This is a genomic window from Pseudomonas sp. CBC3 (assembly GCF_037967085.1).
GTDB lineage: Bacteria > Pseudomonadota > Gammaproteobacteria > Pseudomonadales > Pseudomonadaceae > Stutzerimonas.
Genome location: NZ_JBANEO010000003.1, coordinates 510,967 through 535,646 on the forward strand (window position 1 = coordinate 510,967; position 24,680 = coordinate 535,646).

28 protein-coding genes are annotated in these 24,680 nt (G+C 61.0%); 25 read left to right on the forward strand and 3 right to left on the reverse strand.

Annotated features, from left to right (window positions below; translation table 11 throughout):
- Positions 1 to 91 precede the first annotated feature (91 nt).
- The 8 genes from fliL to flhB are packed head-to-tail and all read left to right on the forward strand — an operon-like array spanning position 92 to position 5,582.
- Complete coding sequence (fliL, locus tag V6943_RS14925) at positions 92 to 622, forward strand: flagellar basal body-associated protein FliL (RefSeq protein WP_340554220.1); 531 nt, start codon at positions 92 to 94, stop codon at positions 620 to 622.
- A 12-nt stretch (positions 623 to 634) separates the two neighbouring features.
- Positions 635 to 1,606, forward strand: a complete 972-nt coding sequence (gene fliM, locus V6943_RS14930) for a flagellar motor switch protein FliM (protein WP_131650097.1) — start codon at positions 635 to 637, stop codon at positions 1,604 to 1,606.
- 39 nt (positions 1,607 to 1,645) lie between these two features.
- On the forward strand, positions 1,646 to 2,113 hold the full coding sequence (fliN, locus tag V6943_RS14935) for a flagellar motor switch protein FliN (RefSeq protein WP_340554222.1): 468 nt from the start codon (positions 1,646 to 1,648) through the stop codon (positions 2,111 to 2,113).
- A gap of 1 nt (position 2,114) precedes the next feature.
- Positions 2,115 to 2,534: a flagellar biosynthetic protein FliO gene (gene fliO / locus V6943_RS14940; protein WP_131650099.1), complete on the forward strand. Its 420-nt coding sequence runs from the start codon at positions 2,115 to 2,117 to the stop codon at positions 2,532 to 2,534.
- Positions 2,534 to 3,310, forward strand: a complete 777-nt coding sequence (gene fliP / locus V6943_RS14945; RefSeq protein WP_131650100.1) for a flagellar type III secretion system pore protein FliP — start codon at positions 2,534 to 2,536, stop codon at positions 3,308 to 3,310. The genes fliO and fliP overlap by 1 nt, the downstream gene beginning before the upstream one ends.
- A 16-nt stretch (positions 3,311 to 3,326) precedes the next feature.
- Positions 3,327 to 3,596, forward strand: a complete 270-nt coding sequence (fliQ, locus tag V6943_RS14950; protein ID WP_131650101.1) for a flagellar biosynthesis protein FliQ — start codon at positions 3,327 to 3,329, stop codon at positions 3,594 to 3,596.
- 33 nt (positions 3,597 to 3,629) lie between these two features.
- Positions 3,630 to 4,409 carry a flagellar biosynthetic protein FliR gene (gene fliR, locus V6943_RS14955; protein WP_131650102.1) on the forward strand — a complete coding sequence of 260 codons (780 nt, stop codon included), beginning with the start codon at positions 3,630 to 3,632 and terminating at the stop codon, positions 4,407 to 4,409.
- A gap of 36 nt (positions 4,410 to 4,445) precedes the next feature.
- A complete protein-coding gene (gene flhB, locus V6943_RS14960; RefSeq protein WP_131650103.1) occupies positions 4,446 to 5,582 on the forward strand; it encodes a flagellar biosynthesis protein FlhB in 1,137 nt (378 codons plus the stop codon).
- A 191-nt stretch (positions 5,583 to 5,773) separates the two neighbouring features.
- On the opposite strand, the gene sodC is transcribed toward flhB, so the two are convergent.
- On the reverse strand, positions 5,774 to 6,295 hold the full coding sequence (gene sodC / locus V6943_RS14965) for a superoxide dismutase [Cu-Zn] SodC (RefSeq protein ID WP_340554225.1): 522 nt from the start codon (positions 6,293 to 6,295) through the stop codon (positions 5,774 to 5,776).
- A gap of 266 nt (positions 6,296 to 6,561) precedes the next feature.
- On the opposite strand from sodC, the gene flhA reads away from it, so the two are divergent.
- From flhA to V6943_RS15040, 15 genes are all read left to right on the forward strand, one after another.
- Positions 6,562 to 8,682: a flagellar biosynthesis protein FlhA gene (gene flhA / locus V6943_RS14970; RefSeq protein ID WP_340554227.1), complete on the forward strand. Its 2,121-nt coding sequence runs from the start codon at positions 6,562 to 6,564 to the stop codon at positions 8,680 to 8,682.
- 15 nt (positions 8,683 to 8,697) lie between these two features.
- Positions 8,698 to 9,978, forward strand: coding sequence for a flagellar biosynthesis protein FlhF (gene flhF, locus V6943_RS14975; RefSeq protein WP_340554229.1), 1,281 nt, complete (start codon positions 8,698 to 8,700; stop codon positions 9,976 to 9,978).
- A gap of 91 nt (positions 9,979 to 10,069) precedes the next feature.
- Positions 10,070 to 10,897, forward strand: a complete 828-nt coding sequence (fleN, locus tag V6943_RS14980) for a flagellar synthesis regulator FleN (RefSeq protein WP_131650107.1) — start codon at positions 10,070 to 10,072, stop codon at positions 10,895 to 10,897.
- Complete coding sequence (fliA, locus tag V6943_RS14985) at positions 10,894 to 11,640, forward strand: RNA polymerase sigma factor FliA (protein WP_197446038.1); 747 nt, start codon at positions 10,894 to 10,896, stop codon at positions 11,638 to 11,640. Before fleN ends, fliA begins: the two co-directional genes overlap by 4 nt.
- A 117-nt stretch (positions 11,641 to 11,757) precedes the next feature.
- Positions 11,758 to 12,132 (forward strand): chemotaxis response regulator CheY, encoded by a 375-nt coding sequence (locus V6943_RS14990; protein ID WP_177493042.1) that lies wholly within the window; start codon positions 11,758 to 11,760, stop codon positions 12,130 to 12,132.
- Between the two features lie 23 nt (positions 12,133 to 12,155).
- Positions 12,156 to 12,950, forward strand: a complete 795-nt coding sequence (locus V6943_RS14995; protein WP_131650110.1) for a protein phosphatase CheZ — start codon at positions 12,156 to 12,158, stop codon at positions 12,948 to 12,950.
- A gap of 12 nt (positions 12,951 to 12,962) precedes the next feature.
- On the forward strand, positions 12,963 to 15,146 hold the full coding sequence (locus V6943_RS15000; RefSeq protein WP_340554233.1) for a chemotaxis protein CheA: 2,184 nt from the start codon (positions 12,963 to 12,965) through the stop codon (positions 15,144 to 15,146).
- 47 nt (positions 15,147 to 15,193) lie between these two features.
- On the forward strand, positions 15,194 to 16,282 hold the full coding sequence (locus V6943_RS15005; RefSeq protein WP_340554235.1) for a protein-glutamate methylesterase/protein-glutamine glutaminase: 1,089 nt from the start codon (positions 15,194 to 15,196) through the stop codon (positions 16,280 to 16,282).
- Positions 16,282 to 17,022, forward strand: coding sequence for a flagellar motor protein (locus V6943_RS15010; protein WP_131650113.1), 741 nt, complete (start codon positions 16,282 to 16,284; stop codon positions 17,020 to 17,022). The genes V6943_RS15005 and V6943_RS15010 overlap by 1 nt, the downstream gene beginning before the upstream one ends.
- Before the next feature lie 149 nt (positions 17,023 to 17,171).
- Positions 17,172 to 17,999 (forward strand): flagellar motor protein MotD, encoded by an 828-nt coding sequence (gene motD, locus V6943_RS15015; protein WP_340554237.1) that lies wholly within the window; start codon positions 17,172 to 17,174, stop codon positions 17,997 to 17,999.
- Between the two features lie 89 nt (positions 18,000 to 18,088).
- On the forward strand, positions 18,089 to 18,877 hold the full coding sequence (locus V6943_RS15020) for a ParA family protein (protein WP_131650115.1): 789 nt from the start codon (positions 18,089 to 18,091) through the stop codon (positions 18,875 to 18,877).
- A gap of 84 nt (positions 18,878 to 18,961) precedes the next feature.
- Positions 18,962 to 19,768 carry a CheW domain-containing protein gene (locus V6943_RS15025; RefSeq protein WP_340554239.1) on the forward strand — a complete coding sequence of 269 codons (807 nt, stop codon included), beginning with the start codon at positions 18,962 to 18,964 and terminating at the stop codon, positions 19,766 to 19,768.
- 96 nt (positions 19,769 to 19,864) lie between these two features.
- Positions 19,865 to 20,344, forward strand: coding sequence for a chemotaxis protein CheW (locus V6943_RS15030; protein ID WP_181100870.1), 480 nt, complete (start codon positions 19,865 to 19,867; stop codon positions 20,342 to 20,344).
- Positions 20,345 to 20,347: 3 nt separating this feature from the next.
- On the forward strand, positions 20,348 to 20,761 hold the full coding sequence (locus V6943_RS15035; RefSeq protein ID WP_340554242.1) for a DUF2802 domain-containing protein: 414 nt from the start codon (positions 20,348 to 20,350) through the stop codon (positions 20,759 to 20,761).
- A 141-nt stretch (positions 20,762 to 20,902) separates the two neighbouring features.
- Positions 20,903 to 21,343 (forward strand): rhodanese-like domain-containing protein, encoded by a 441-nt coding sequence (locus V6943_RS15040; RefSeq protein WP_131650119.1) that lies wholly within the window; start codon positions 20,903 to 20,905, stop codon positions 21,341 to 21,343.
- Here V6943_RS15040 and V6943_RS15045 read toward each other — a convergent pair.
- Complete coding sequence (locus tag V6943_RS15045; RefSeq protein ID WP_131650120.1) at positions 21,324 to 21,647, reverse strand: EscU/YscU/HrcU family type III secretion system export apparatus switch protein; 324 nt, start codon at positions 21,645 to 21,647, stop codon at positions 21,324 to 21,326. The genes V6943_RS15040 and V6943_RS15045 overlap by 20 nt on opposite strands.
- Positions 21,644 to 23,167, reverse strand: a complete 1,524-nt coding sequence (gene fliK / locus V6943_RS15050) for a flagellar hook-length control protein FliK (RefSeq protein WP_340554245.1) — start codon at positions 23,165 to 23,167, stop codon at positions 21,644 to 21,646. Before fliK ends, V6943_RS15045 begins: the two co-directional genes overlap by 4 nt.
- A 132-nt stretch (positions 23,168 to 23,299) precedes the next feature.
- On the opposite strand from fliK, the gene ccmA reads away from it, so the two are divergent.
- On the forward strand, positions 23,300 to 23,935 hold the full coding sequence (gene ccmA / locus V6943_RS15055) for a cytochrome c biogenesis heme-transporting ATPase CcmA (protein WP_340554247.1): 636 nt from the start codon (positions 23,300 to 23,302) through the stop codon (positions 23,933 to 23,935).
- Complete coding sequence (gene ccmB / locus V6943_RS15060; protein WP_131650123.1) at positions 23,932 to 24,603, forward strand: heme exporter protein CcmB; 672 nt, start codon at positions 23,932 to 23,934, stop codon at positions 24,601 to 24,603. The genes ccmA and ccmB overlap by 4 nt, the downstream gene beginning before the upstream one ends.
- Positions 24,604 to 24,680: the final 77 nt, after the last annotated feature.

The window sequence follows — 24,680 nt, forward strand, 5'->3', positions numbered from 1 at the left end:
ACGGCTCCGCGTCCCTGGCCGATACTGGCACAGCAGTTGCTCGTAGCGCTTCGTTGCGAGTGAAATCACCTTGTGATGACGGATATTTGGCATGGCTAAGAAACAGGGACCCCCAGACGTACCGAGCCCGGCGGCTGCGAGCGGTGGCAAGGGCAAGCTCAAGTTGATTGTCCTGATCGTACTCGGCCTGCTGCTGGCGGTCGGATTGTCGATCGGCGGCACGTTCTACTTCATGAGTCGGGGCGATACTGAAGCACAGCCGGAAGCCGCTTCGGATACGCCGACTGCACCGCTGCGTCAGCCAGCGATCTACGAAGTGTTGGCGCCGGCATTCATCGTCAATTTTTCCAACACCGGTGGCCGGCAGCGTTACATGCAGGTTAGCGTGGCGCTGATGTCGCGTGATCAGGCGGCACTCGACGCGCTGAAGGAACACATGCCGCTGTTGCGCAATCAACTGGTTATGCTGTTTTCCAGTCAGGAGTTCGCCAGCCTGTCTACACCGGTCGGGCAGGAGATGCTTCGGCAGCAGGCCACCGCCAGCGTCCAAGAGCTGGCACAGAAGGAAATCGGCAAACTTGCCATCGAGCAAGTGCTGTTCACCAACTTCGTATTGCAATAGGGGTCGTTGTAGATGGCTGTTCAAGACCTGCTTTCGCAAGACGAGATCGATGCGCTCCTGCATGGAGTCGACGACGGTCTGGTCGATACCGAAAGCGATTCCGAACCGGGCAGCATCAAGAGTTACGACCTGACCAGCCAGGACCGCATCGTCCGCGGGCGCATGCCCACGCTGGAGATGGTCAACGAGCGTTTTGCCCGCTACACCCGCATCAGTATGTTCAACCTGCTGCGCCGCTCGGCCGATGTGTCGGTCGGTGGCGTGCAGGTAATGAAATTCGGCGAGTACGTGCATTCGCTGTACGTACCGACCAGCCTCAATCTAGTGAAGATCAAGCCGTTGCGCGGCACATCCCTGTTCATCCTCGACGCCAAGCTGGTGTTCAAGCTGGTGGACAACTTCTTCGGCGGCGACGGGCGCCACGCCAAGATCGAGGGGCGCGAATTCACGCCGACCGAGTTGCGCGTCGTGCGCATGGTGCTGGATCAGGCCTTCGTCGATCTGAAGGAAGCATGGCATGCGGTGCTCGACGTCAACTTCGAATACGTGCATTCGGAGGTGAACCCGGCGCTGGCCAACATCGTCAGCCCGAGCGAAGTGGTGGTGGTGTCGACCTTTCATATCGAGCTCGAAAGCGGCGGTGGCGACTTCCATGTGACCATGCCGTACTCGATGATCGAGCCGATCCGCGAAATGCTCGATGCCGGTTTCCAGTCGGATGTCAGCGATCAGGACGAGCGCTGGGTCAATGCCTTGCGCGAAGACGTCCTCGACGTGAACGTGCCGCTCAGCGCGACGGTGGTGCGGCGTCAGCTGAAGCTGCGCGACATTCTCAACATGCAGCCGGGCGATGTGATTCCGGTGGAAATGCCGGAAGACATGATCATGCGCGCCAACGGCATGCCCGCCTTCAAGGTCAAGCTCGGCGCGCACAAGGGCAATCTGGCCCTGCAGGTGCTCGAGTCCGTATTGCGGCCACGTTGATAGCTTTCAATTCATTTACCAGCCGGTCGAGGACTAACGATGGCAGACGAACACGACAACACTTCCGCCGAAGAGCAGGCGCTGGCCGATGAATGGGCATCGGCGCTGGCCGAGGCGGGCGATGCCAACCAGGACGATATCGATGCGCTGCTGAATCAGGGGCCAGCCACCGCGCCGGCACCTCCGCGCGCACCGCTGGAGGAGTTCGGCAGCGGTCCGAAGTCGGCCGCAACGGCCGGTCTCGACGGCCCGAACCTGGACGTAATCCTCGATATTCCGGTTTCCATCTCCATGGAAGTCGGCAGCACCGAGATCAGCATTCGCAATCTACTGCAGCTCAACCAAGGCTCGGTGGTGGAGCTCGACCGTCTGGCCGGCGAGCCGCTGGACGTGCTGGTCAACGGCACGCTGATCGCCCACGGCGAAGTAGTGGTGGTGAATGAGAAATTCGGCATTCGGCTTACGGACGTCATCAGTCCAAGCGAACGCATCAAGAAGTTGCGCTGAGATGAAAGCCCTGGTTTTCCTTTCGCTCGCGCTGGCATTGCCGGCAATGGCCGCCGAACCCGCGGCAAGCATGAGCAGCACGGGCATGGGCACGCAGATGACCAAGCTGCTGTTCGGCCTGTTGCTGGTGATCGGGCTGATCTTTCTGCTTGCCTGGCTGCTGCGTCGGATGCAACAGATCAATCCGCGCAGCAACCAAGCCATCAAGCTGATCTCCAGCCACGCCCTTGGGCCACGCGAGCGCCTGGTGCTGGTACAGGTCGGTAGCGAGCAGGTACTGCTCGGCCTGAGTGCCGGGCGCATCACGCCGCTGCATGTACTGGAAGAGCCGGTTCATCTGCCGGATGCGGAGCCGGCAAACCCCGAATTTGCCCAGCGCCTGATGGAATTGCTCGGCCGGGATCAGAAGGACAAACCCTGATGCTTCGATTGTTGCTGGCGGTCCTGCTGGTATTGGCCGCTCCTTTTGCTGTGGGGCAGGATGCCGGCGGTCTGATCACCCAGGGCGATAACCCGCTGTCGATCCCGGCCATCACGCTGAGCACCGACGCCGAGGGGCAGCAGGAATATTCGGTCAGCCTGCAGATTCTGCTGATCATGACGGCGCTGAGCTTCATTCCGGCGTTCGTCATGCTGATGACCAGCTTCACGCGGATCATCATCGTCTTTTCCATTCTGCGTCAGGCGTTGGGCCTGCAACAGACGCCCTCGAACCAGATCCTCGTCGGCCTGACGATCTTTTTGACACTGTTCATCATGGCGCCGGTGTTCGAACGGATAAACAACGAGGCGGTGCAACCCTATCTGAACGAGCAATTATCCGCGCAGGATGCGATCGCTCGGGCTGAGGTGCCGCTGAAGAACTTCATGCTCGCGCAAACCCGCGAAAGCGATCTCGAGTTGTTCGTACGGCTTTCGCGGCGCACCGACATCCAGTCGCCGGATGCCGCTCCCCTGACGATTCTGGTACCGGCATTCGTGACTTCCGAGCTGAAAACCGCGTTCCAGATTGGCTTCATGATCTTCATTCCGTTTCTGATCATCGACATGGTGGTGGCCAGCGTACTGATGGCGATGGGCATGATGATGCTGTCGCCACTGATCATCTCGTTGCCGTTCAAGATCATGCTGTTCGTGCTGATTGACGGCTGGGGTTTGATCATTGGCACGCTCGCCGGCAGTTTCGGCACGCTTTAGCGCGAGGAAGACGCCCATGACACCCGAAGTTGCGGTGGATCTGTTTCGCGAAGGCTTGTGGATGACGGCCATGATCGTCGGTGTGCTGGTGGTCCCGAGTCTGCTGGTGGGGCTGGTGGTGGCAATGTTCCAGGCCGCCACGCAGATCAACGAACAGACGCTGAGCTTTCTGCCGCGCCTGCTGGTGATGCTGCTGACGTTGATCTGGGCCGGGCCCTGGCTGGTCAGGGAACTGATGGAGTACACCCAAGGCTTGATTCAGAACATTCCATTGATCATCGGCTAGTCGTGATGATCACCGCCCGCATGGTGCGCCCCGATGCTTGAACTCAGCGATGCGCAGATCGGCGCCTGGGTCGGGCAGTTCCTGCTGCCGCTGTTTCGCATCGCGGCGCTGCTGATGAGCATGCCGATCATCGGTACCCAGCTGGTGCCGATGCGGGTGCGGCTTTACCTGGCGCTCGCCATTTCGATCGTGTTGGTTCCCGGGTTGCCGCCAGTGCCGGTGGTGGAGGCGCTGAGCGCGCAGGCATTGGTGCTGATTGCCGAACAGATTTTGATCGGGGTGATGCTGGGCTTCGTGCTGCAGTTGTTTTTTCAGCTGTTCATCGTCTCGGGGCAGCTGCTCGCTATGCAGATGGGGCTGGGTTTCGCGTCGATGGTCGACCCGGCCAATGGTGTTTCGGTGCCGGTGATCGGCCAATTCTTCAACATGTTGGTGATCCTGCTGTTCCTGGCGATGAACGGCCACTTGGTCGTGCTGGAAATCCTCACCGAAAGCTTCACCACTCTGCCGATCGGCGGCTGGCTGGTCGGCACCAATCATTTCTGGGAAGTGGCGGGCAAACTGGGCTGGGTGCTGGGGGCCGGACTGCTGCTGGTGTTGCCGGCGATTACCGCGCTGCTGGTGGTGAATCTGGCCTTCGGTCTGATGACGCGCGCTGCGCCGCAGTTGAACATCTTTTCGATCGGTTTCCCGCTGACCCTGGTGCTCGGCCTGATCGTGGTCTGGATCGGCATGGCCGATATCCTCGCGCAGTACCAGACCTTCGTCAGCGAGGCGTTGGGAATGCTTCGCGAACTGATCGGGCTACGCTGATGCCAATGTCTTGTTCACAGCTGCCGGAGGCCGCGCATGGCTGAGAGCGAAAGCGGTGCCGATAAAAGCGAGGAACCCACGGAGAAACGCCTCCGTGAATCCCGCGAAAAAGGTCAGCTCGCCCGTTCCCGTGAACTGAGCACCGTGGCGGTGACGCTAGGTGGCATCGGCGGTTTGCTGGCCTCTGGCGGCAGCCTGGCCGGTAGCCTGATGGCCATGATGCAAAGCAATTTCGAGCTCAGCCGCGAAACGCTGCTGGATGAAAGCGCCATGGTGCAACTGCTGATGAGCAGCGGGATGATTGCGCTGGAGGCCATCATGCCGCTGCTGATCGTGCTGCTGATCGTGTCCATTATCGGGCCGATCTCGTTGGGCGGCTGGTTGTTCTCGGGTAAGGCGATGGCGCCCAAGTTCAGCCGCATGAACCCTGGCCCCGGTCTGAAACGGATGTTCTCGACCAAGGCGCTGGTCGAGCTGCTGAAGGCGCTGGGCAAGTTTCTCGTGGTGTTGCTGGTGGCACTGGCGGTGCTCAACGCCTATCAGGACGACCTGCTGTCCATCGCCAAACAGCCGTTGGATCTGGCCATCATGCACAGCGCCGAGGTGGTGGGCTGGTGCGCGCTGTGGATGGCCTGCGGTCTGATCCTGATTGCCGCGGTGGACGTGCCGTTTCAGCTCTGGGACAACAAGCAGAAGCTGATGATGACCAAGCAGGAAGTGCGCGACGAATATAAGGACAGCGAAGGCAAACCCGAAGTCAAATCGCGGATACGCCAGCTGCAGCGCGATGCCGCTCAGCGCCGGATGATGCAGGCGGTGCCGGAAGCCGATGTGGTCATCACCAACCCGACCCACTTCGCTGTGGCGCTGAAATACGACGGCGACAAGGGCGGGGCGCCGATGCTGGTGGCCAAGGGCGGCGATTTCGTGGCCTTGAAGATTCGCGAGATCGCCAACGAGCATCAGGTGACGGTACTCGAATCTCCGGCACTGGCGCGGGCGGTGTACTACTCCACGGAACTTGACCAGGAAATCCCGGCGGGGCTCTATCTGGCCGTGGCGCAGGTATTGGCGTACGTCTATCAGCTACGCCAGTATCGTTCCGGCAAGGGCAAACGGCCGGATCCGCTGGGCAATCTGCCGATTCCGCCAGATCTGCGAAGGGATGAATGAGTGGCCCGAAAGCTGCGCTCGAGCTTGAACCTTCGTAATTGTCGTAGGGTGGGCTTCAGCCCACCGCAGGAAGGTAGCTCGAGTCTGGTGGGCCGGGCGGCGCTCCGCTTCAGCCCACCGCAACCGCAGCACTGTAGCCTGGGTCTGGAGGGCTAAAGCCCACCCTACGTGCTACGTACTTCCAGCTGCTCTTACTCAATCACCCCGCAGGCAACCCGAGCGCCGCCGCCGCCAAGCGGCTGTGGATGGTCGGAATGGTTGTCGCCACCCTTGTGGACCATCAGCGCCAGGCCTTTGATGTCGCCAAGGCTTTTCAGGCGGGGCGCGAGAACCGGCTGGCTGGCGTTGCCGGCACCGTCGACCATCAGCGCCGGAAGATCGCCCATATGGCCGTCGCCCCAGGGCTCGCCATGCTTGCCGGTGTTCTGCGGATCCCAATGACCACCTGCTGCGCCTGCCGCGACGGCTTCGCCGTCCTTGTCGGCCGGCCCGCAATCGCCTTTTGCGTGAATATGGAAACCATGGGCGCCGAATTCCAGGCCCGACAGTTCGGGACGGAATACCAGCCCGTACTGGCTGCTTTCGATCTTGACGGTGCCGACGGATTCGCCAACGCCTTGGGCGGTCACGGCCTTGACCGGTACGCTGAGGGTTTCGGCATGCAGGCCCATGGCCGTGCAGCCGGCAAGCGCCGCGATAATCCACTGTTTCATGGCAAAACTCCTGGTAGGTGAATAAAGCGGCAGGGCCGCCAGTCGCAGCACCGTCAGCCACGCTTCGGGCTGGCGACGATGCTAGGAGTGAGACTGCCCAGTCCCCGGTCGGTTCGAATACCGCCATGCCAGTCGGCATCGTCCTGGACGGTGCGCGCCGCCCGAACCGAACTCAGTGGTCTTGAGCAAGTTGGACTCCTTCTTGCTATAGCCTCGGCAGGGCGCGCTTCGCGTCAATTCTTTGGTCTGCTTTGCCGGGGTCTACATTGGATCGCACGCAACTCATCAACATTCGCAATGGCCTGGCGGGCGCAGGTCGCGGCAACCTTGGCGTGCCGCTGCTGCTGCTTGTGATGATGGGCATGATGATGCTGTCGGTGCCGCCGTTCCTGCTGGATCTGCTGTTCACCTTCAACATCGCGCTGTCCATCGTCGTGCTGCTGGTCAGTGTCTATGCGCTGAGGCCGCTTGATTTTGCGGTGTTCCCGACGATCCTGCTGGTCGCCACGTTGATGCGATTGGCGCTGAACGTGGCCTCGACTCGGGTGGTGTTGATCAATGGCCACGAGGGTGGCTCCGCAGCCGGACACGTGATCGAGGCCTTCGGCAACGTGGTGATCGGCGGCAACTACGTGGTCGGTATCGTCGTCTTCGCGATCCTGATGATTATCAACTTCGTGGTGGTCACCAAGGGCGCCGGGCGGATTTCCGAGGTGAGCGCGCGCTTTACCCTCGACGCGATGCCTGGCAAGCAGATGGCGATCGACGCTGACCTCAACGCCGGACTCATCGACCAGGCCGAAGCCAAAAAGCGCCGCGTCGAAGTGGCTTCCGAGGCGGATTTCTATGGCTCGATGGACGGTGCCAGCAAGTTCGTGCGTGGCGACGCCATCGCCGGCCTGCTGATTCTGTTCATCAACCTCATCGGCGGCGTCGGTATCGGCATGGCGCAGCACGGCATGAGCTTCAGCGAGGCGGGTCAGGTTTACGCCTTGCTGACCATTGGTGACGGCCTCGTCGCGCAGATCCCTTCGCTGCTGCTATCGACCGCAGCCGCCATCATGGTGACTCGCGTGACCAGCTCCGAGGACATGGGCCAGCAAGTCAACCGGCAGATGTTCGCCTCGCCCAAGGCGCTGGCGGTGTCCGCCGGCATCATGATTGCCATGGGTTTGGTGCCAGGCATGCCGCATATGTCTTTTCTCGGTCTCGGCGCGGTTGCCGCGGGCGGTGCTTACTGGATCTGGCATCGCCAGAAGCAGGTCAAGCAGCAAACCGAGCAGGAAGAGCAGAAGCAGTTGGAAGCGCTGCCTGCGCAGCGCGCGGCAGAAACCAAGGAACTGGGTTGGGATGATGTGACGCCTGTCGATATGGTCGGCCTGGAGGTGGGTTACCGGCTGATTCCGCTGGTCGATCGCAACCAGGGTGGGCAGCTGTTGGCGCGAATCAAGGGCGTACGCAAGAAGCTCTCGCAGGATCTCGGCTTCCTGATGCCCTCGGTGCATATCCGCGACAACCTCGATCTGTTGCCCAACGCCTATCGTTTGACGCTGATGGGGGTGAGCCTGGCCGAAGCCGAGGTCTATCCGGATCGCGAGCTGGCGATCAATCCGGGGCAGGTTTTCGGGCCGCTCAACGGCATCGCCGCCAAAGACCCGGCGTTCGGCCTGGAGGCGGTGTGGATCGAGCCCGGCCAGCGCGATCAGGCGCAGTCGCTCGGTTACACCGTGGTCGATGCTAGCACCGTGGTTGCGACTCACCTGAACCAGGTCCTGCACAAGCATGCCCACGAGTTGCTGGGTCATGAAGAAGTGCAGCAACTGATGCAGTTGCTGGCCAAGAGCTCGCCAAAGCTCGCCGAAGAGCTGGTGCCTGGGATGATTTCCCTGTCCACCTTGCTCAAGGTGTTGCAGGCGCTGCTGCAGGAGCAGGTGCCGGTACGCGACATTCGCACCATTGCCGAGGCCATCGCCAACGTCGCCGTCAAGAGTCAAGATCCCGCCGCCATGGTGGCTGCCGTGCGGGTCGCGCTCTCCCGCGCAATTGTGCAGAACGTTGTAGGGCTTGAGCCGCAGCTGCCTGTGATCACGCTTGAGCCCAGGTTGGAACAGATATTGCTCAACAGTCTGCAGAAGGCTGGTCAGGGCTCCGAAGATGGCATTCTTCTGGAGCCCGGAATGGCCGAAAAATTGCAGCGTTCCCTGGTAGAGGCGGCACAGCGTCAGGAAATGTTGGGTAAGCCGGCGATTCTGCTGGTGGCGGGTCCGGTCCGCGCGATGCTGTCGCGCTTCGCCCGGCTCGCGGTACCGAACATCCATGTCCTCGCCTACCAGGAAATACCGGATAACAAGCAGGTCACCATCGTTTCGACGGTGGGTCAGAATTAATCGAGGGTACAGGCCATGCAGGTCAAACGTTTCTTCGCAGCCGACATGCGTATCGCCATGAAGATGATTCGTGACGAGCTGGGCGCCGATGCCGTGATCACGGGCAACCGTCGTGTCGCTGGCGGCGTCGAGCTGACGGCCATGCTTGATTACCCGATGGAGCCCGCTGCGCCCAAGAAGCCGAACGCGGCCCTGGAAGCCGAGCTGCGCAAAACCCAGGCCCGTATCGCCAGCGCCCATGCCGAGCTGAGCGCGCCGTCGCGCAGTGCCGCTGGCCAGGATCGTCAACTGCTTGACGAAAAGCCGGCAGCGGTCGCTCAGCCGAAGCCGGTCGCTGCTCCGGCAGCGGCTGACTCGCGCGCGATGGAAGCCATGCAGTCCGAGCTTCAGGGGCTGCGTGAGCTGATCGAAATGCAGCTCGGCTCGATTGCCTGGGGCCACGAGCAGAACCGCCGTCCGCAACAAGCCAATCTCTGGCGCCGGCTGCAGCGTATCGGTCTGCCCGCCGACCTGTCGCGCGGCTTGCTGGAAAAGGTTGCCAATGTTTCCGAGCCGCGTCAGGCCTGGCGCATGGTGCTGGCGCACCTGGCCCAGGCGGTCAAGGTCACCAAGGTCGAGCCGCTGGAAGAGGGCGGCATCATTGCGCTGGTCGGTCCGGCCGGTGCCGGCAAGACCACCACGCTGGCGAAACTCGCGGCGCGCTACGTGCTCAAGCACGGCGCTCAGAGCGTCGCCCTGGCAAGCATGGACAACTTCCGCATCGGTGCGCAGGAGCAGCTGAAGACCCTTGGTCGCATCCTCGACGTGCCGGTCATTCAGATCGACCCCAGCCAGCCGCTGAGCAGGTCGCTGGAGCCGCTGGCCCGCAAGCGCCTGATCCTTATCGATACCGCAGGGCTGCCGGCCAATGATCCGATGATGCGCGCGCAACTCGATACCTTGGCCGACCGCGGTATCAAATCGAAGAACTACCTGGTGTTGCCGGCGACCAGCCAGAGCCAGGTGCTCAAGGCGACCTGGCATCACTATCGCCGTTGTGGGCTGGCCGGCTGCATTCTGACTAAACTTGATGAAGCCGGTAGCCTGGGTGACGTGCTCGGCCTCACCATTAGCCAGCATCTGCCGATCGCGTACCTCACCGATGGGCCGCGCATCCCCGACGATCTGCAACTGCCGCGCAGTCATCAGCTGGTCAGTCGCGCGGTGAGCCTGCAATCGGAGGAGAATCCCAGCGAGGAAACCATGGCCGACATGTTCTCCGGTCTGTACAACGGTTCTTCACGGAAGGTCGGATGAACGCTTTGCTCCGTGATACACACAAAGAAGACGCGTTCGGGCTGAACGCATCGAAGGCCCAAGGGCTCAAGCAAGATATAGGCGTGTGAAAATGGGTATGCATCCCGTACAGGTTATTGCAGTTACCGGCGGCAAGGGCGGCGTCGGCAAGACCAACGTGTCGGTCAATCTGGCGCTGGCGCTGGCCGATCTTGGTCGTCGGGTGGTGCTGCTCGATGCCGACCTTGGCTTGGCCAACGTCGACGTACTGCTGGGTTTGACCGCCAAGCGAACGCTGGCCGATGTCATTGCGGGCGAATGCGACCTGCGTGACGTATTGATTCAGGGGCCGGGTGGCATCCGCGTCGTGCCCGCGGCATCCGGCACGCAAAGCATGGTGCAGCTGTCTACACTGCAGCATTCAGGACTGATCCAGGCGTTTAGCGATCTCGGCAACGATATCGACGTGCTCATCATCGACACCGCGGCAGGCATTGGCGACGGTGTCGTGAGTTTCGTTCGGGCCGCGCAGGAGATTTTGCTGGTGGTGACCGACGAGCCCACTTCGATCACCGACGCTTACGCGTTGATCAAGCTGCTCAATCGTGACTATGGCATCAGCCGTTTCCGTGTGTTGGCGAACATGGCACACGCGCCCCAGGAGGGCCGCAACCTGTTCGCCAAGCTGAGCAAGGTGACCGAGCGGTTCCTCGATGTAGCGTTGCAATACGTCGGCGCGGTTCCGTACGACGAGGCGGTACGCAAGGCGGTACAGAAACAGCGCGCCGTATATGAGGCCTATCCGCGAGCCAAATGCTCGCTGGCGATCAAGGCCATTGCGCAGAAGGTGGATACCTGGCCATTGCCGGCGACGCCGCGGGGCCATTTGGAGTTCTTTGTGGAGCGCCTCGTCAGGCCCGCCACAGAGCCTAACGACTGACCGCGGCTGGACTCGTTATGTATTACAGCAAAGCTCAGGCAAAAGACTCGCAATACCAACTCATCGATCAGTACGCGCCGTTGGTCAAGCGCATCGCCTATCACCTGCTGGCGCGCTTGCCGGCCAGTGTGCAGGTCGATGACCTGATGCAGGCCGGCATGATCGGCTTGCTCGAGGCGTCGAAGAAGTATGATGCCGGAAAAGGTGCGAGTTTCGAGACCTACGCCGGTATCCGCATCCGCGGCGCAATGCTCGACGAGGTCCGCAAGGGCGATTGGGCGCCGCGTTCGGTACACCGCAATTCGCGCATGGTCAGCGAAGCGATCCGGGCGATCGAAGCCAGAACCGGTCGCGATGCTAAAGATCAGGACGTTGCGGCCGAACTTAAATTGAGTCTCGATGAGTACTACGGCATTCTGGGCGACACTCTGGGCAGCCGCTTGTTCAGCTTCGATGATTTGCTGCAGGAAGGTGAGCACGGGGAGTTTGGAGAGGATGCCGCCAGCGCCCATCCGGAGCCGTCCCGCGATCTTGAAGACGAGCGTTTTCAGCAGGCGCTGGCTGAGGCTATCGGCAACCTGCCCGAGCGTGAAAAGCTGGTGCTTTCGCTGTATTACGACGAAGAATTGAATTTGAAGGAAATCGGCCAGGTGCTAGGGGTCAGCGAATCGCGGGTGAGCCAGTTGCACAGTCAGTGCGCGGCGCGCCTGCGGGCTCGCCTTGGCGAGTGGCGCGGGCGCTGATCGATTCGCAAAAAAAAGCACTATAGGCCGCTTACGAGCTTCATTCATGAGGCCCGCAACAGACCGTGAGCAGGTTCTGGGGATTCGGGATTTACGGAGGTTTACTTGGACAAGAATATGAAAATCCTCATCGTCGATGATTTCTCGACCATGAGACGGATCATCAAGAACCTCTTGCGCGATCTGGGCTTTACCAACACTGCCGAAGCAGATGACGGCACCACCGCGCTGCCGATGCTCAAAAGCGGCGGCTTCGATTTCCTCGTCACTGACTGGAACATGCCCGGCATGAGCGGCATCGATCTGCTGCGCGCCGTCCGTGCCGACGAGCGCCTGAAGCATCTGCCCGTATTGATGGTTACCGCCGAGGCGAAACGCGACCAGATCATCGAGGCCGCGCAGGCGGGCGTAAACGGTTATGTGGTCAAGCCATTCACGGCTCAAGTGCTCAAAGAGAAGATCGAAAAGATCTTCGAGCGCGTCAACGGCTGAAGCAGTAACGCCGCGAGGGCACTATGACGCAAGCAGACCAAAGCCTGGCGGAGTTCGAAGCGACTCTGAAGGCTCACGCACCCCAACTGATCGAGAGTTTGCAGCAGGGCCGCTTCGACGAAGCGGCGCAGATGTTCAACGAGCTCAATCAGGCCCGTAACAACGGGCTTTACCAGGAAGTCGGCAAGCTGACCCGCGAGCTGCATAACGCCATCGTCAAGCTCGAGATGGATACCTGCGCTACGGGCGGTGATCCGTCACCCATCACCGACGCCACCGATCGTCTTTCCTATGTCGTGGAAATGACCGAAAAGGCCGCCAACCGCACCATGGATCTGGTCGAGGAGTCGGCGCCGCTGGTGAACTACGTCAGTTACGAAGCGCAAAGCCTGGTCGCCGACTGGCAGCGCTTCATGCGCAGAGATATGAACGCCGAGGAGTTTCGGGAGCTTGTTCGCCGCATTGACCAGTATCTGCAACGCTCCCTGAGCGACAGCAGCCAGCTGTCGCAGAATCTCAGCGAAATCATGCTGGCGCAGGATTTCCAGGATCTGACCGGTCAGGTGATCAAGCGGGTGACCCGGCTGATCACTGAGCTCGAAAGCAACCTGCTCAAGCTGGTGCTTATGGCTGGGCAGGTCGACCGCGTGGCAGGTATCCAGCATGACCGCGAAGCCATGCGCGCCGAGCAGGAAAAGAAAAAACAGGAAAAAGAGCCTTCCCATGGTGAAGGTCCGCAGATGCATGCCGATATACGTGAGGATGTCGTATCCGGACAGGACGATGTCGATGATCTGCTTTCGAGCCTGGGCTTTTAGGGGAAGGTGAATATGAGCTTCGACGCCGATGAAGAAATCCTCCAGGACTTCCTGGTAGAGGCCGGCGAGATTCTCGAACTATTGTCAGAGCAGCTGGTGGAGCTGGAAAGCAGCCCCGATGACACCGCCTTGCTCAATGCGATTTTTCGCGGTTTCCATACGGTAAAAGGCGGTGCCGGCTTTCTCCAGCTACATGAGCTGGTCGAGTGTTGTCACATTGCTGAAAACGTCTTCGACATCCTGCGCAAGGGTGAGCGTCGCGTCGACTCGGAATTGATGGATGTCGTGCTGCAGGCATTGGATTCCGTCAATGAAATGTTTGCCCAGGTTAGAGAGCGCACCACGGTAACCCCGGCGACTCCAGAACTGCTGGCGGCGCTGACGCGTCTGGCCGAACCGGCCGTGGAGGAGGTTCAGGCGGCTCCAGTCGAGCCAGAACCCGAGCCCGAAGCCGCGACGGCGGACAACGAATTCGAGCAGTTCCTTGGCGCGCTGGAAAATTCCGCCGAGGCCTCGACCGCAAGCGTCAGCGATGAGATCACTGACGACGAATTCGAATCCTTGCTCGATCAGCTTCATGGCAAAGGCCAGTTTGCGGTGGAGCCCATTCCGGCACCGGCCGCACCGGTCGCCGAAGCGCCTGTCAGCGACGAGATTACCGACGACGAATTCGAGGCGTTGCTCGACCAGCTGCACGGTAAGGGTCACTTCTCCGAGCCGGCTTCTGCTGCGCCTGCGCCGCCTGTCGAGGCGAACAAGCCTGCTGCAGCAGGGGGTGATGAAATCACCGACGACGAGTTCGAAGCTCTGCTGGACCAGTTGCACGGCAAAGGTAAGTTCGAACCCGAAGCGGCGCCCGTAATTCCAACACCTGCTCCGGCCGCTCCCGTCGCCGCTGCATCCTCTGCAAAGAAAAGCACGCCCGCGAAATCCGCGCCTGCGGCAGCGCCAAGCAAAGCCGCCGTTGCTCCGGCTAAAACGGACACGGCAGCCAAAGCTGCCCCTGCAACCGAGAAGCCAGCGAGCGAAGCCGAGACCACTGTGCGGGTCGATACCGCGCGGCTCGATGAAATCATGAACATGGTCGGCGAGCTGGTGCTGGTGCGTAACCGTCTGGTGCGCCTAGGTTCCAATAGCGGCGACGAAGCCATGGCCAAGGCTGTATCCAATCTGGATGTGGTGACCGCCGATCTGCAAAGCGCCGTGATGAAAACGCGCATGCAGCCAATCAAGAAGGTCTTCGGGCGCTTTCCGCGACTGGTTCGGGATCTGGCCCGCAGCCTCAAAAAAGAGATCAACCTGGAACTGGTCGGCGAAGAAACCGATCTGGACAAGAACCTCGTCGAGGCACTGGCCGATCCACTGGTGCACTTGGTTCGCAACGCCGTTGACCACGGTATCGAGACGCCGGAAGAGCGCGAAGCCGCCGGCAAGCCTCGCACCGGCAAGGTCGTGCTGTCGGCCGAGCAGGAAGGCGACCACATCCTGCTGCTCATCACCGACGATGGCAAAGGAATGGACGCCGAGGTTCTGCGTGCCAAGGCGGTGGAGAAAGGCTTGCTGGACAAGGATGCGGCCGACCGCCTGAACGACCTGGAATGCTACAACCTGATCTTCGCACCGGGCTTCTCTACCAAATCGGAGATCTCCGACGTGTCCGGCCGCGGTGTCGGCATGGACGTGGTCAAGACCAAGATTTCCCAGCTCAACGGCACGGTCAACGTGTTTTCCGCCAAGGGTCAGGGCTCGCGTGTGGTCATCAAGGTACCGTTGACGCTTGCGATCATGCCCACGCTCATGGTGATGCTCGGCAACCAGGCGTTCGCGTTCCCGCTGGTGAGTGTCAACGAGATATTCCACCTTGATCTGTCCCGCACCAACGTGGTGGACGGCCAGGAAGTGGTGATCGTGCGCGACAAGGCGCTGCCGCTGTTCTACCTCAAACGCTGGTTGGTGCGTGGTGCCGAGCAGGAGGAGCAGCGCGAGGGCCATGTGGTGATTCTAAACGTCGGCAATCAGAGCATCGGCTTCGTCGTCGATCAGCTGGTGGGCCAGGAGGAAGTAGTCATCAAGCCGTTGGGCAAGATGCTGCAGGGCACACCGGGCATGTCCGGCGCGACCATCACCGGCGATGGCCGCATCGCCTTGATCCTCGATGTTCCGAGCATGCTCAAGCGCTACGCGCGCCGGATATGATCAGTTCGCAGCGGCCCCGAGCGGGCCGCCGTCGCTAGGAGTGTGTTATGGCAGTCAAGGTCCTGGTGGTGGACGACTCCGGCTTCTTCCGCCGCCGTGTTTCGGAGATCCTTTCTTCCGACCCGAATATTCAAGTGATCGGAACCGCCACCAACGGGCGCGAAGCCATCGATAAGGCCATCGAACTGAAGCCCGACGTCATCACGATGGATTACGAGATGCCGATGATGGACGGCATCACCGCCGTGCGACAGATCATGCAGCGCTGCCCGACGCCGGTTTTGATGTTTTCCTCGCTTACCCATGAAGGCGCCCGGGTAACCCTCGACGCGCTGGATGCGGGAGCGGTGGATTTTCTGCCGAAGAATTTCGAAGATATTTCCCGTAACCCGGAGAAGGTCAAGCGACTGCTGTGCGAGAAGGTCAACACGATTTCGCGCAGCAATCGCCGCTATAGCAGCACCGCGGCAGCCGTAGCACTGGTAGTTCGTCCTGCGGCTACTCCTTCGGGATCGGCTCCAGCGGCGCCACGCACCGCAGCCCCCGCACAGGCGTCGGCGGCGCCTCGGCGCAAGGCGTACCGACTGGTGGCCATTGGCACCTCGACGGGCGGCCCGGTAGCGCTTCAGCGTGTGCTGGCTCAGCTGCCTGCCAGTTTTCCGGCTCCTATCGTGTTGATTCAGCATATGCCGGCGGCCTTCACCAAGGCGTTCGCCGAGCGTCTGGACAAGCTTTGCAAGATCCGCGTCAAGGAAGCCGAAGACGGCGACCTGCTGCGTCCCGGACTCGCACTGTTGGCGCCGGGCGGCAAGCAGATGATGGTCGACGGACGCGGTGCGGTGCGCATTCTGCCCGGCGACGAGCGCCTGCATTATCGGCCCTGCGTGGACGTGACCTTCGGTTCCGCCGCCAAGGCGTTCAACGACAAGGTATTGGCGGTCGTGCTGACCGGGATGGGCGCCGATGGCCGGGAAGGCGCGCGCATGCTCAAGCAGAGCGGCAGCCAGGTGTGGACGCAGGACGAAGCCAGTTGCGTCATTTATGGCATGCCGATGGCGGTGGCCAAGGCCAACCTCAGCGACGCCGTCTATGGCCTCGATGACATCGGCCGCCATTTGAGCGAGGCGTGTATCTGATGGATGTACTCAGCCTGATAGGGCTGGTCCTCGCGTTCGTCGCCATCGTCGGGGGTAATTTTCTCGAAGGCGGTCACGTTTCGGCATTGCTCAACGGCCCCGCCGCCCTGATCGTGCTGGGCGGCACGCTCGGCGCGGTACTGCTGCAGACGCCCATGGCCGTGTTCATGCGCGCCATGTCGATTGTCGGCTGGATTTTCTTCCCGCCGCGCGTCGATATGGCCCGTGGCATCAGCCTGGTCACCGGCTGGAGCGCCACGGCGCGCAAGGAGGGGCTGCTGGGCCTCGAACCGATCGCCGAAACCGAGTCCGACCCCTATGCCCGCAAGGGCTTGCAGTTGCTGGTCGATGGCGCGGAGCCGGAAGTGATTCGCAGCATCCTCGAAGTCGATTTGTACACCCAGGAAACCCGCGATCTCCGTGCAGCGAAAGTGTTCGAAAGCATGGGCGGTTATTCGCCCACGGTAGGGATCATCGGAGCCGTAATGGGGCTGATCCACGTGATGGGCAATCTCGCCGACCCCAGTCAGCTGGGGAGTGGCATAGCCGTTGCATTCGTTGCCACTATCTACGGCGTCGCCTTCGCTAACCTGCTGGTATTGCCGATGGGCAACAAGCTCAAGAGCGTGGTGCAGAAACACACCACCTACCGCGAAATGTTGCTCGAAGGCGTTCTGTCGATTGCCGAGGGGGAAAATCCCCGCTCGATAGAAATGAAGCTGCAAGGCTTCATGGACTGACCGCCTACGGCGCGCAATTTCGCCGCCGCAGACATGAGAACGAACATGGCAAGCGCTCCGATCACAGCCACTCACCGCCGTTATGCCACCGTTCCGATGGTGCGTGTGGCTGTGCCTGGCCGTTCGTATCCTTCGCGAGCGGCCTGAGCATGGCCCGACGCAGAGCACATGAGGAGCCGGAGAACCACGAACGCTGGCTGGTTTCCTACGCGGATTTCATCACGCTGCTGTTCGCTTTCTTCGTGGTGATGTATTCGATCTCCTCGCTTAACGAGGGCAAATACAAGATCCTCTCCGACTCGCTCGTCGGCGTCTTCAATCAGGTCGACCGGGCGGTCAAGCCGATCCCGATCGGCGAAGAGCGGCCCCGCACCACTGAACCCGACGTCTCGCAAGTAGACGAACCGCAATCATCACGAGAGCCGATCGATCCGCTACAGAGCATCATGCAGAGCATGCAAGAGGCCTTCGCCGATCTCATCGACGCGAAACAGCTCACCGTACGCGGCAACGAGCTCTGGGTGGAGATCGAGCTGAATTCCAGTCTGCTGTTCCCCAGCGGCGATGCGTTGCCCAACGATCATGCGTTCGAATTATTGGAGAGGGTTGCCGGGATTCTGGCGCCCTTCGATAACCCGATACATGTGGAAGGTTTCACCGATAACCTGCCGATCAGCACGAACAAGTTTCCGACCAACTGGGAGCTTTCCGCAGCACGCGCCGGTAGCGTGGTGCGGATGCTCGCGGCCGATGGCGTCGATCCATCGCGTCTGGCCGCGGTGGGCTACGGTGAGTTTCAGCCTATAGCCGACAACGCGACAGCGGAGGGCCGCGCGCGTAATCGCCGGGTGATACTGGTCATTTCCCGCAATCTCGATGTGCGGCGCAGCATCAGCGGGGTAGGGAGTGGTAATGCCCGCGCTGCCGGAGTGGCGCAGCACTCTGGCACACAATCTGCTTCCAGTGAGAGTCGTTAGGTGCCGCTTGCGGTGTCGTCAATTCTCCGTCGTCGGTCATGCCGACACGGCCTTTCCCGGTCTGGTTCGATCCGGATGGAAAACGAGTTATGAGAGTCTGGGCTGTAGCCAATCAAAAAGGCGGAGTGGGTAAAACCACCACCTCTATCGCACTCGCCGGATTGCTGGCCGATTCCGGCAAGCGGGTCGTGGCGCTGGATCTCGATCCCCATGGGTCGATGACGAGCTATTTCGGTCATGATCCCGATAATCTCGAGCACAGCGTCTTCGATCTGTTCCAGCACCAGGGTGCTGTGCCGGAAGGACTGCCTTGGCAGTTGCTGTTGCCGACCAGTCACGAACGGATCTCGCTGTTGCCGTCGAGTACGGTACTGGCGACTCTGGAGCGCCAGTCGCCAGGCCAGAATGGGCTCGGTCTGGTCGTTGCCAAGAGTCTTTCGCAGCTGTGGCAGGATTTCGATTACGCCATCATCGACAGCCCGCCGCTGCTCGGTGTGCTGATGGTCAACGCGCTGGCGGCCAGCCAGCAGCTGGTCATTCCGGTGCAGACGGAATTCCTGGCCATGAAGGGCCTTGAACGGATGGTCAGCACGCTCGCGATGATCAACCGCTCGCGCCGGCAGGCGTTGCCCTACACCATCGTGCCGACCATGTTCGACAGGCGTACCCAGGCATCGATGAATACCCTAAAGGTGCTGCGCAATAACTATCAGGCCAATCTCTGGCAGGCATACATCCCGATCGATACGCGCCTGCGCGATGCCAGCCGCGCCGGTGTGACGCCTTCGCAGCATGACCCCAACAGTCGAGGAGTCATTGCCTACCGCGCGCTGCTCAAGACGCTGTTGGCCGCGCAGGCTTCTCCTCAGGTTGCTTGAAGACGACGTACGGCCTGATCACGGTTCAAGTTCGCCGTGGTCGTGGCCGATAGCCTATCCAGTTGGTTCGCACGAGTTGGTTTCATGAGCCGTACCCTTCTTAAAGAAAGCCGATCGCAACAGACGCTGCAGTCCTATCTCGACGCGCTGCTGCAGGATGCCGTCATGGAGCTGACCGAGTCGGTCAGCCACGACGAGTTCCAGGCTGCAGTGCTCGAAGAGCAGCAACGCGACGTCCAGCGGGTGGTTCCGCTGCGGCAGGTCGTGCCCGAGCCGGAGCCGATTCCCGCGCCTACGCCTGTGCTGGTCGAGACGGAAGCCTTGCTTGAGCTGCCGCCCGAAACGCCGGCTGAAAAGGCACCGGTACTGGTCGAACCGATTGCGGATATCAAGTTGCAGGCGCACCTGCCCGGTGGCCCGCCGGAGTGGGGCGAGGAACCCTTCGAATGCTTGCTGTTCGATGTGGCCGGCCTAACCTTAGCGGTGCCTTTGGTCAGCCTCGGTTCCATTTATCCGCTCGCCGGTCAGGATCTGACGCCGTTGTTTGGCCAGCCCGCCTGGTTTCTCGGCATATTGCCAAGTCAGGCCGGCAACCTGAAGGTTCTGGACACGGCGCGCTGGGTCATGGCCGACCGTTATCGCGACGATTTTCGCGAGGGGCTTCAGTATGTGATTTCGGTGCAGGGATATGAATGGGGGCTGGCGGTGCATCAGGTCAGCCGCTCGATTCGCCTGGACCCGAGAGAAGTCAAATGGCGCTCGCAGCGCACTCAACGGCCATGGCTGGCTGGAACGGTGATCGATCATATGTGCGCGCTGGTGGATGTGGCCGCGCTTGCCGAACTGATCGCCAGCGGCGCGACCCGTCATCTCAAGGGCGTACCGTCGTAGACGAATTGAACAACCAGGGGCTCGCGACTAAACGTCAACAGACCCTGAATAACCGATAGAATCGACCGCCACAGCGGCATATGAAGAGGTGGGGCTATGAAGATGACTTCCGCACAGGGTTCCGATGATCCGGTTCTGCAGTGGGTAACCTTCCGTCTGGACAACGAGACCTATGGCATCAACGTCATGCAGGTTCAGGAAGTGTTGCGTTACACCGAGATCGCACCGGTGCCGGGCGCGCCTAGCTATGTGCTCGGCATCATTAACCTGCGGGGCAACGTGGTCACGGTGATCGACACGCGTCAGCGCTTCGGTCTCGACACGGCACCTGTTTCCGACAACACCCGCATCGTCATCATCGAGGCGGATCGCCAGGTGGTCGGTATTCTGGTCGACAGCGTTGCCGAGGTGGTTTACCTGCGCCAGTCGGAGATCGAAACCGCGCCCAACGTCGGTAACGACGAGTCGGCGAAGTTCATTCAGGGCGTCTGCAACAAGAACAACGAGCTGTTGATTCTGGTCGAGCTGGACAAGATGATGAGCGAAGAAGAATGGGCGGACCTTGAGAGCATCTGACAGATGATGGCGTCGCTGGTCGCGGCAGTCGTCGTGCTTGCCCTGTGCTGCCTGGCACTGCTGGGCTGCTGCATCTGGCTGTTCCGTCGCCAGCGACAGCAAGCCCAGTTGCAAGTGCGTGAAGACGCCGCTCGCGATAAGCGCATCAAGGAACTTGCCGCACGTCTGGATACTTACCTCGATGGCAGCGTGCGCATGGGCAAGAATCTGCACGAACTGTCACGGGTCGTTGCGCCGCTGCCTGAAAGGCTCACTCAGCTCGAGCAGCGCGATCCGAACAACTTCACCTTTTCCCAGGCTGCCAAGCTGATTGGCATGGGTGCCAGCGACGATGATCTGACGCAGTCCTGCGGGTTGTCCCAGTCGGAAGCCGAACTGATGCGCAAGCTGTATCAGGCGCGACGCAAACCGAGCTAGCTCCGCCCTCCCTTTCGTTGTTGCGGTTGCGTGACGAATGTCCGCAGCAGTGAACGATATGACTATTGCTTCCTCCAAATCAGGACAGGGTTCTGCCATTGTTCGTTGCAGACCCATGCCCAGAAAAGCGAGGAGGATGTGATGCTGCGCATTCTGATGCTGTGTCTGCTGGTCGCACCAATGTCGCTATGGGCGGCGGAAGCGCCGGTAGAGGTTGAAGGGGCGATGACCGTCAATGTGTTCCAGGCCAGGCAGCTGCATGAGCTGGGGGCCGTGTTCATCGATGTGCGCCCCAGCCGTGAATGGGGCTGGGGACATGTCGAAGGCGCGGTGCATATGGATCTGGCTCGCGAATTTCTCGGGCTGGCGCATACCGATTGGCCGAGAACCGTGCCGCTGGTGGTCTATTGCGACAGCGAAGTCTGTCCGGCCAGCGCCGAAGCGGTTCGTCTCGCGGTCGCTTGGGGTTACGAGCAGGTGTTCTATTTCCGAGAAGGTTATTTCGCCTGGGTGCTGGCAGACTTCCCGCAGGAGAAGAGTGGCTTCAACGGCATCACGACGCTCAACGCTCAGGCCCATTGAGTAGCGGAACGTCCGGTGAATGCCGTTGCTCGGAAAAGCCGGGCGGGCATTTGCCCTTCAGATACCAGGCGAACGCGATGATTTCGGCGATGGTGCGATAAAGCGCCTCAGGTATGGCATCGCCCAGTTCCAGACGCGCCAGCAGTTTCACCAGCTCGGCATTTTCATAGATCGGTACTTCATGCTCACGGGCGATCGCCAGTATCGCTTCGGCTAGTTCATCGTCGCCTTTGGCCGAAAGTGTGGGCGTGTTGGCGCCATCGTAGGTGAGCGCGATGGCCTGTCGCGGTGTGTGGGCTGTCATGCGGTTTCATCCACGAAGCGTTGATCGAGAGTGGTTCGCGGGCCTTGCGGTGGCGTTCCCTGGCGGCAGGCCAGCTCACTGACGGACAGCCCGGCGCTTACGAGACGCTGCCGCAGGTGATCCAGCTCCGCCGAGATCAGCGCAGCGGTACCGCTGCGTTCGGCCCATATCTGACTCGACAGGCTGCCCTGCAGCAGCTGCGCCTGCACCTGTATCAGGCCCAGGGGCGCCACATCGAAGGCCAATTCGACTTTCCAGAGGGTTTCCGGTTTATCCTTGCGGCTTTGCGCGGGTTCATCTTCACGCTGGAACTTCACCTGCAGCGGGACGATGTCGCGCTGATCGCGCATTGGAATTTCGATCTGCCAGGTCGTGACCTGAGTGCCGTCCGGGTTGGTCTGGGTCTGGGCCAGGCTGGACAACTGATGCGTCTGTAGTCGCGATACCGCGGCCGCGGCAAGTTTCAGCAGCAACTCTAGGTCAGCCTCGTCGTCGGCATTTGGCGCCAACCGGCTCGGCAACGGAAAGCTTTGCGCTTGGTGGCGTGCGTTGGGTTGTCCAAGCGCGCCCAGTGCATTGCGAGCAAAAGCCGGTAGCGCCTGTCCGAAAGCCCCGCCGGCCTGCATAGCGGTCTGCGGGGTGCCGCCCGGTAATCCGGGCAACTGGGCAATCAGGCGGAGCAGGGCTGCTTTCATGTCGTTTGGCAGGTCGTCCGCCTGTCCACTCAACAGGCTTGATTCGAGAAACGCCCCGCTGCGCGCCAGTGCCTGTGCCAACGTTTTTGCGTCGCTAAGCTGTTGCATGTCCGGAACCAGACCGAGCAAACGTTCGGCCGCGCCGCGCAATTGATCGGGCAATGTGGAGCTGGACGTGAGTGCGCCAAACAGCCCTTCGATAGAACCCTGGCGGCTATGTTGCGCAGTCAGTTGCTGGCCCAGCACCAGCTGATCGAGACGACCGCTCAGCGGCATGAACGACAGGGACTGATCGCCCTGGACACGGGCTGTTATCAAGCTACCCGGCGCGAGCGGCATGGCCGATTCGACGTTCAGCTTCTGCCCGGCAAGAGGGGAGTTGAGTAGGCTGATCACAACCTTGAACAGGGTTTTGCCGTCCTGTTGTATTTGTTGACTAGCCGTCACCTTTCCCTGCACGACGGTGCCCAGCGGAAGCAGATCGAGGTCGATGCTGCTCTGCGGCTGACGGTTGCCGGGTTGCAGCGCGGCATTCAGACGGGTGTCGGACAACGCTGTAACGAGCATGGCCGCTCCAGGCGCGGCCGCTCTGGCACTGCTGGTTTCGACGGTTGCTTGCCGGCCGTTCTCCAAGGTCAAGCGCAGCGTCAGCTGAAAGCTTTGCAGCGCTTCCTTTATGCGGACGACCTCGGCCTCGGCACTTTCCCCGGCGACGAGCAATCCCTGCATCGGTTGCAGCAGTTTCAACACCATCTCGGCCGGCGATGCCGTCGGGCGAGACGGGCCGGAGGCGGGGATCGCCGGGGTACTTTTGATCTCGGTCATTTTTACTTAAATGCTCTTACAACCTTTCGCCTTTGTGGCCTTCGGTGCCGGGGCTCGGCATGTATAATCCGGCCGCCCGACCTGATCTCGCTGTAGCGGCCGGGCTTCTTCCATCTTGAGGGTAGCCCTAGCGTGTCCAGTCCCTTTCTAGAAACTGTGGCGCTTTCCTGCGAGCGGGACTGGCGTCTGCTGTTCGAGAGGTTAGACCTACGGATCGCCAAAGGGGAAATGTTGCAGATCGCCGGCCCCAACGGCAGTGGCAAGACCAGTCTGCTGCGACTGCTGTCCGGGCTGATGCAGCCAACCGCGGGGAAGGTGCTACTCAACGGTCATGACCTCGAAAGCCAGCGCGGCGAACTGGCCCGCAACCTGTTATGGATCGGCCACGCGGCGGGTATCAAAGGGCTGCTCAGCGCGGAGGAAAACCTGACCTGGTTATGCGCACTGCACCAGCCTGCGAGCCGCGATGCGATCTGGCAGGCGCTCAAGGCGGTAGGACTGCGCGGTTTCGAGGATGTGCCCTGTCATACGCTTTCCGCTGGCCAGCAGCGCCGCGTCGGTCTGGCCCGGCTGTATCTGTCGCCGCCGCCCTTATGGATACTCGATGAACCCTTCACTGCGCTCGACAAGCATGGCGTGGCGCAGCTCGAGAAGCATCTGACGACCCATTGTGAGCAGGGTGGCATGGTCGTGCTGACCACCCATCATTCGCTCGTCGAAAAACCGGCGAGCTTCAGGGAAATCGATCTAGGGCAGCGGGCCGCATGAGTAACGTGTTCACGCTGCTGTTGGCTCGCGAATCCCGACTGTTGTTCCGTCGACCGGCGGAGCTGGCCAATCCGCTGGTGTTCTTTGCGATCGTCATCGCCCTGTTTCCCTTGGCGGTCGGCCCCGAGTCGCAATTGCTGCAAACAATTTCCCCCGGACTAATCTGGGTGGCCGCTCTATTGGCCGTGCTTCTCTCGCTGGACGGCCTATTTCGCAGCGATTTCGAAGACGGCTCGCTCGAGCAGTGGGTCGTTTCGCCGCACCCACTGGCTCTTCTTGTGCTCGCCAAGGTGCTGGCACACTGGCTGTTTTCCGGGCTGGCTCTGGTTCTGCTGGCGCCGTTATTGGGGCTCATGTTGGGCATGCCAGCCAGCGCGCTTCCGGTGCTGCTGGTCTCGCTTCTGTTAGGCACACCGGTGCTCAGCCTGTTGGGCGCAGTCGGGGCGGCATTGACTGTCGGACTCAAGCGCGGGGGCTTGTTGTTAGCGCTACTCATTCTTCCGCTCTATATCCCCGTGCTGATTCTGGGCAGCGGGGCTCTGCAGGCGGCGTTGCAGGGGCTGCCTGCGCTCGGTCACCTATTATGGCTTTCCAGCCTGACTGCACTGGCAGTCACGCTGACTCCCTTTGCAATAGCCGCTGGCCTGAAGATCAGCGTCGGTGAATGACGGGTTGCACGATGTATTTTTCCAGTACTGAAACGCGAATTGCCGAGGCGAGACGAGCGGCTTCGATGAATTTACTG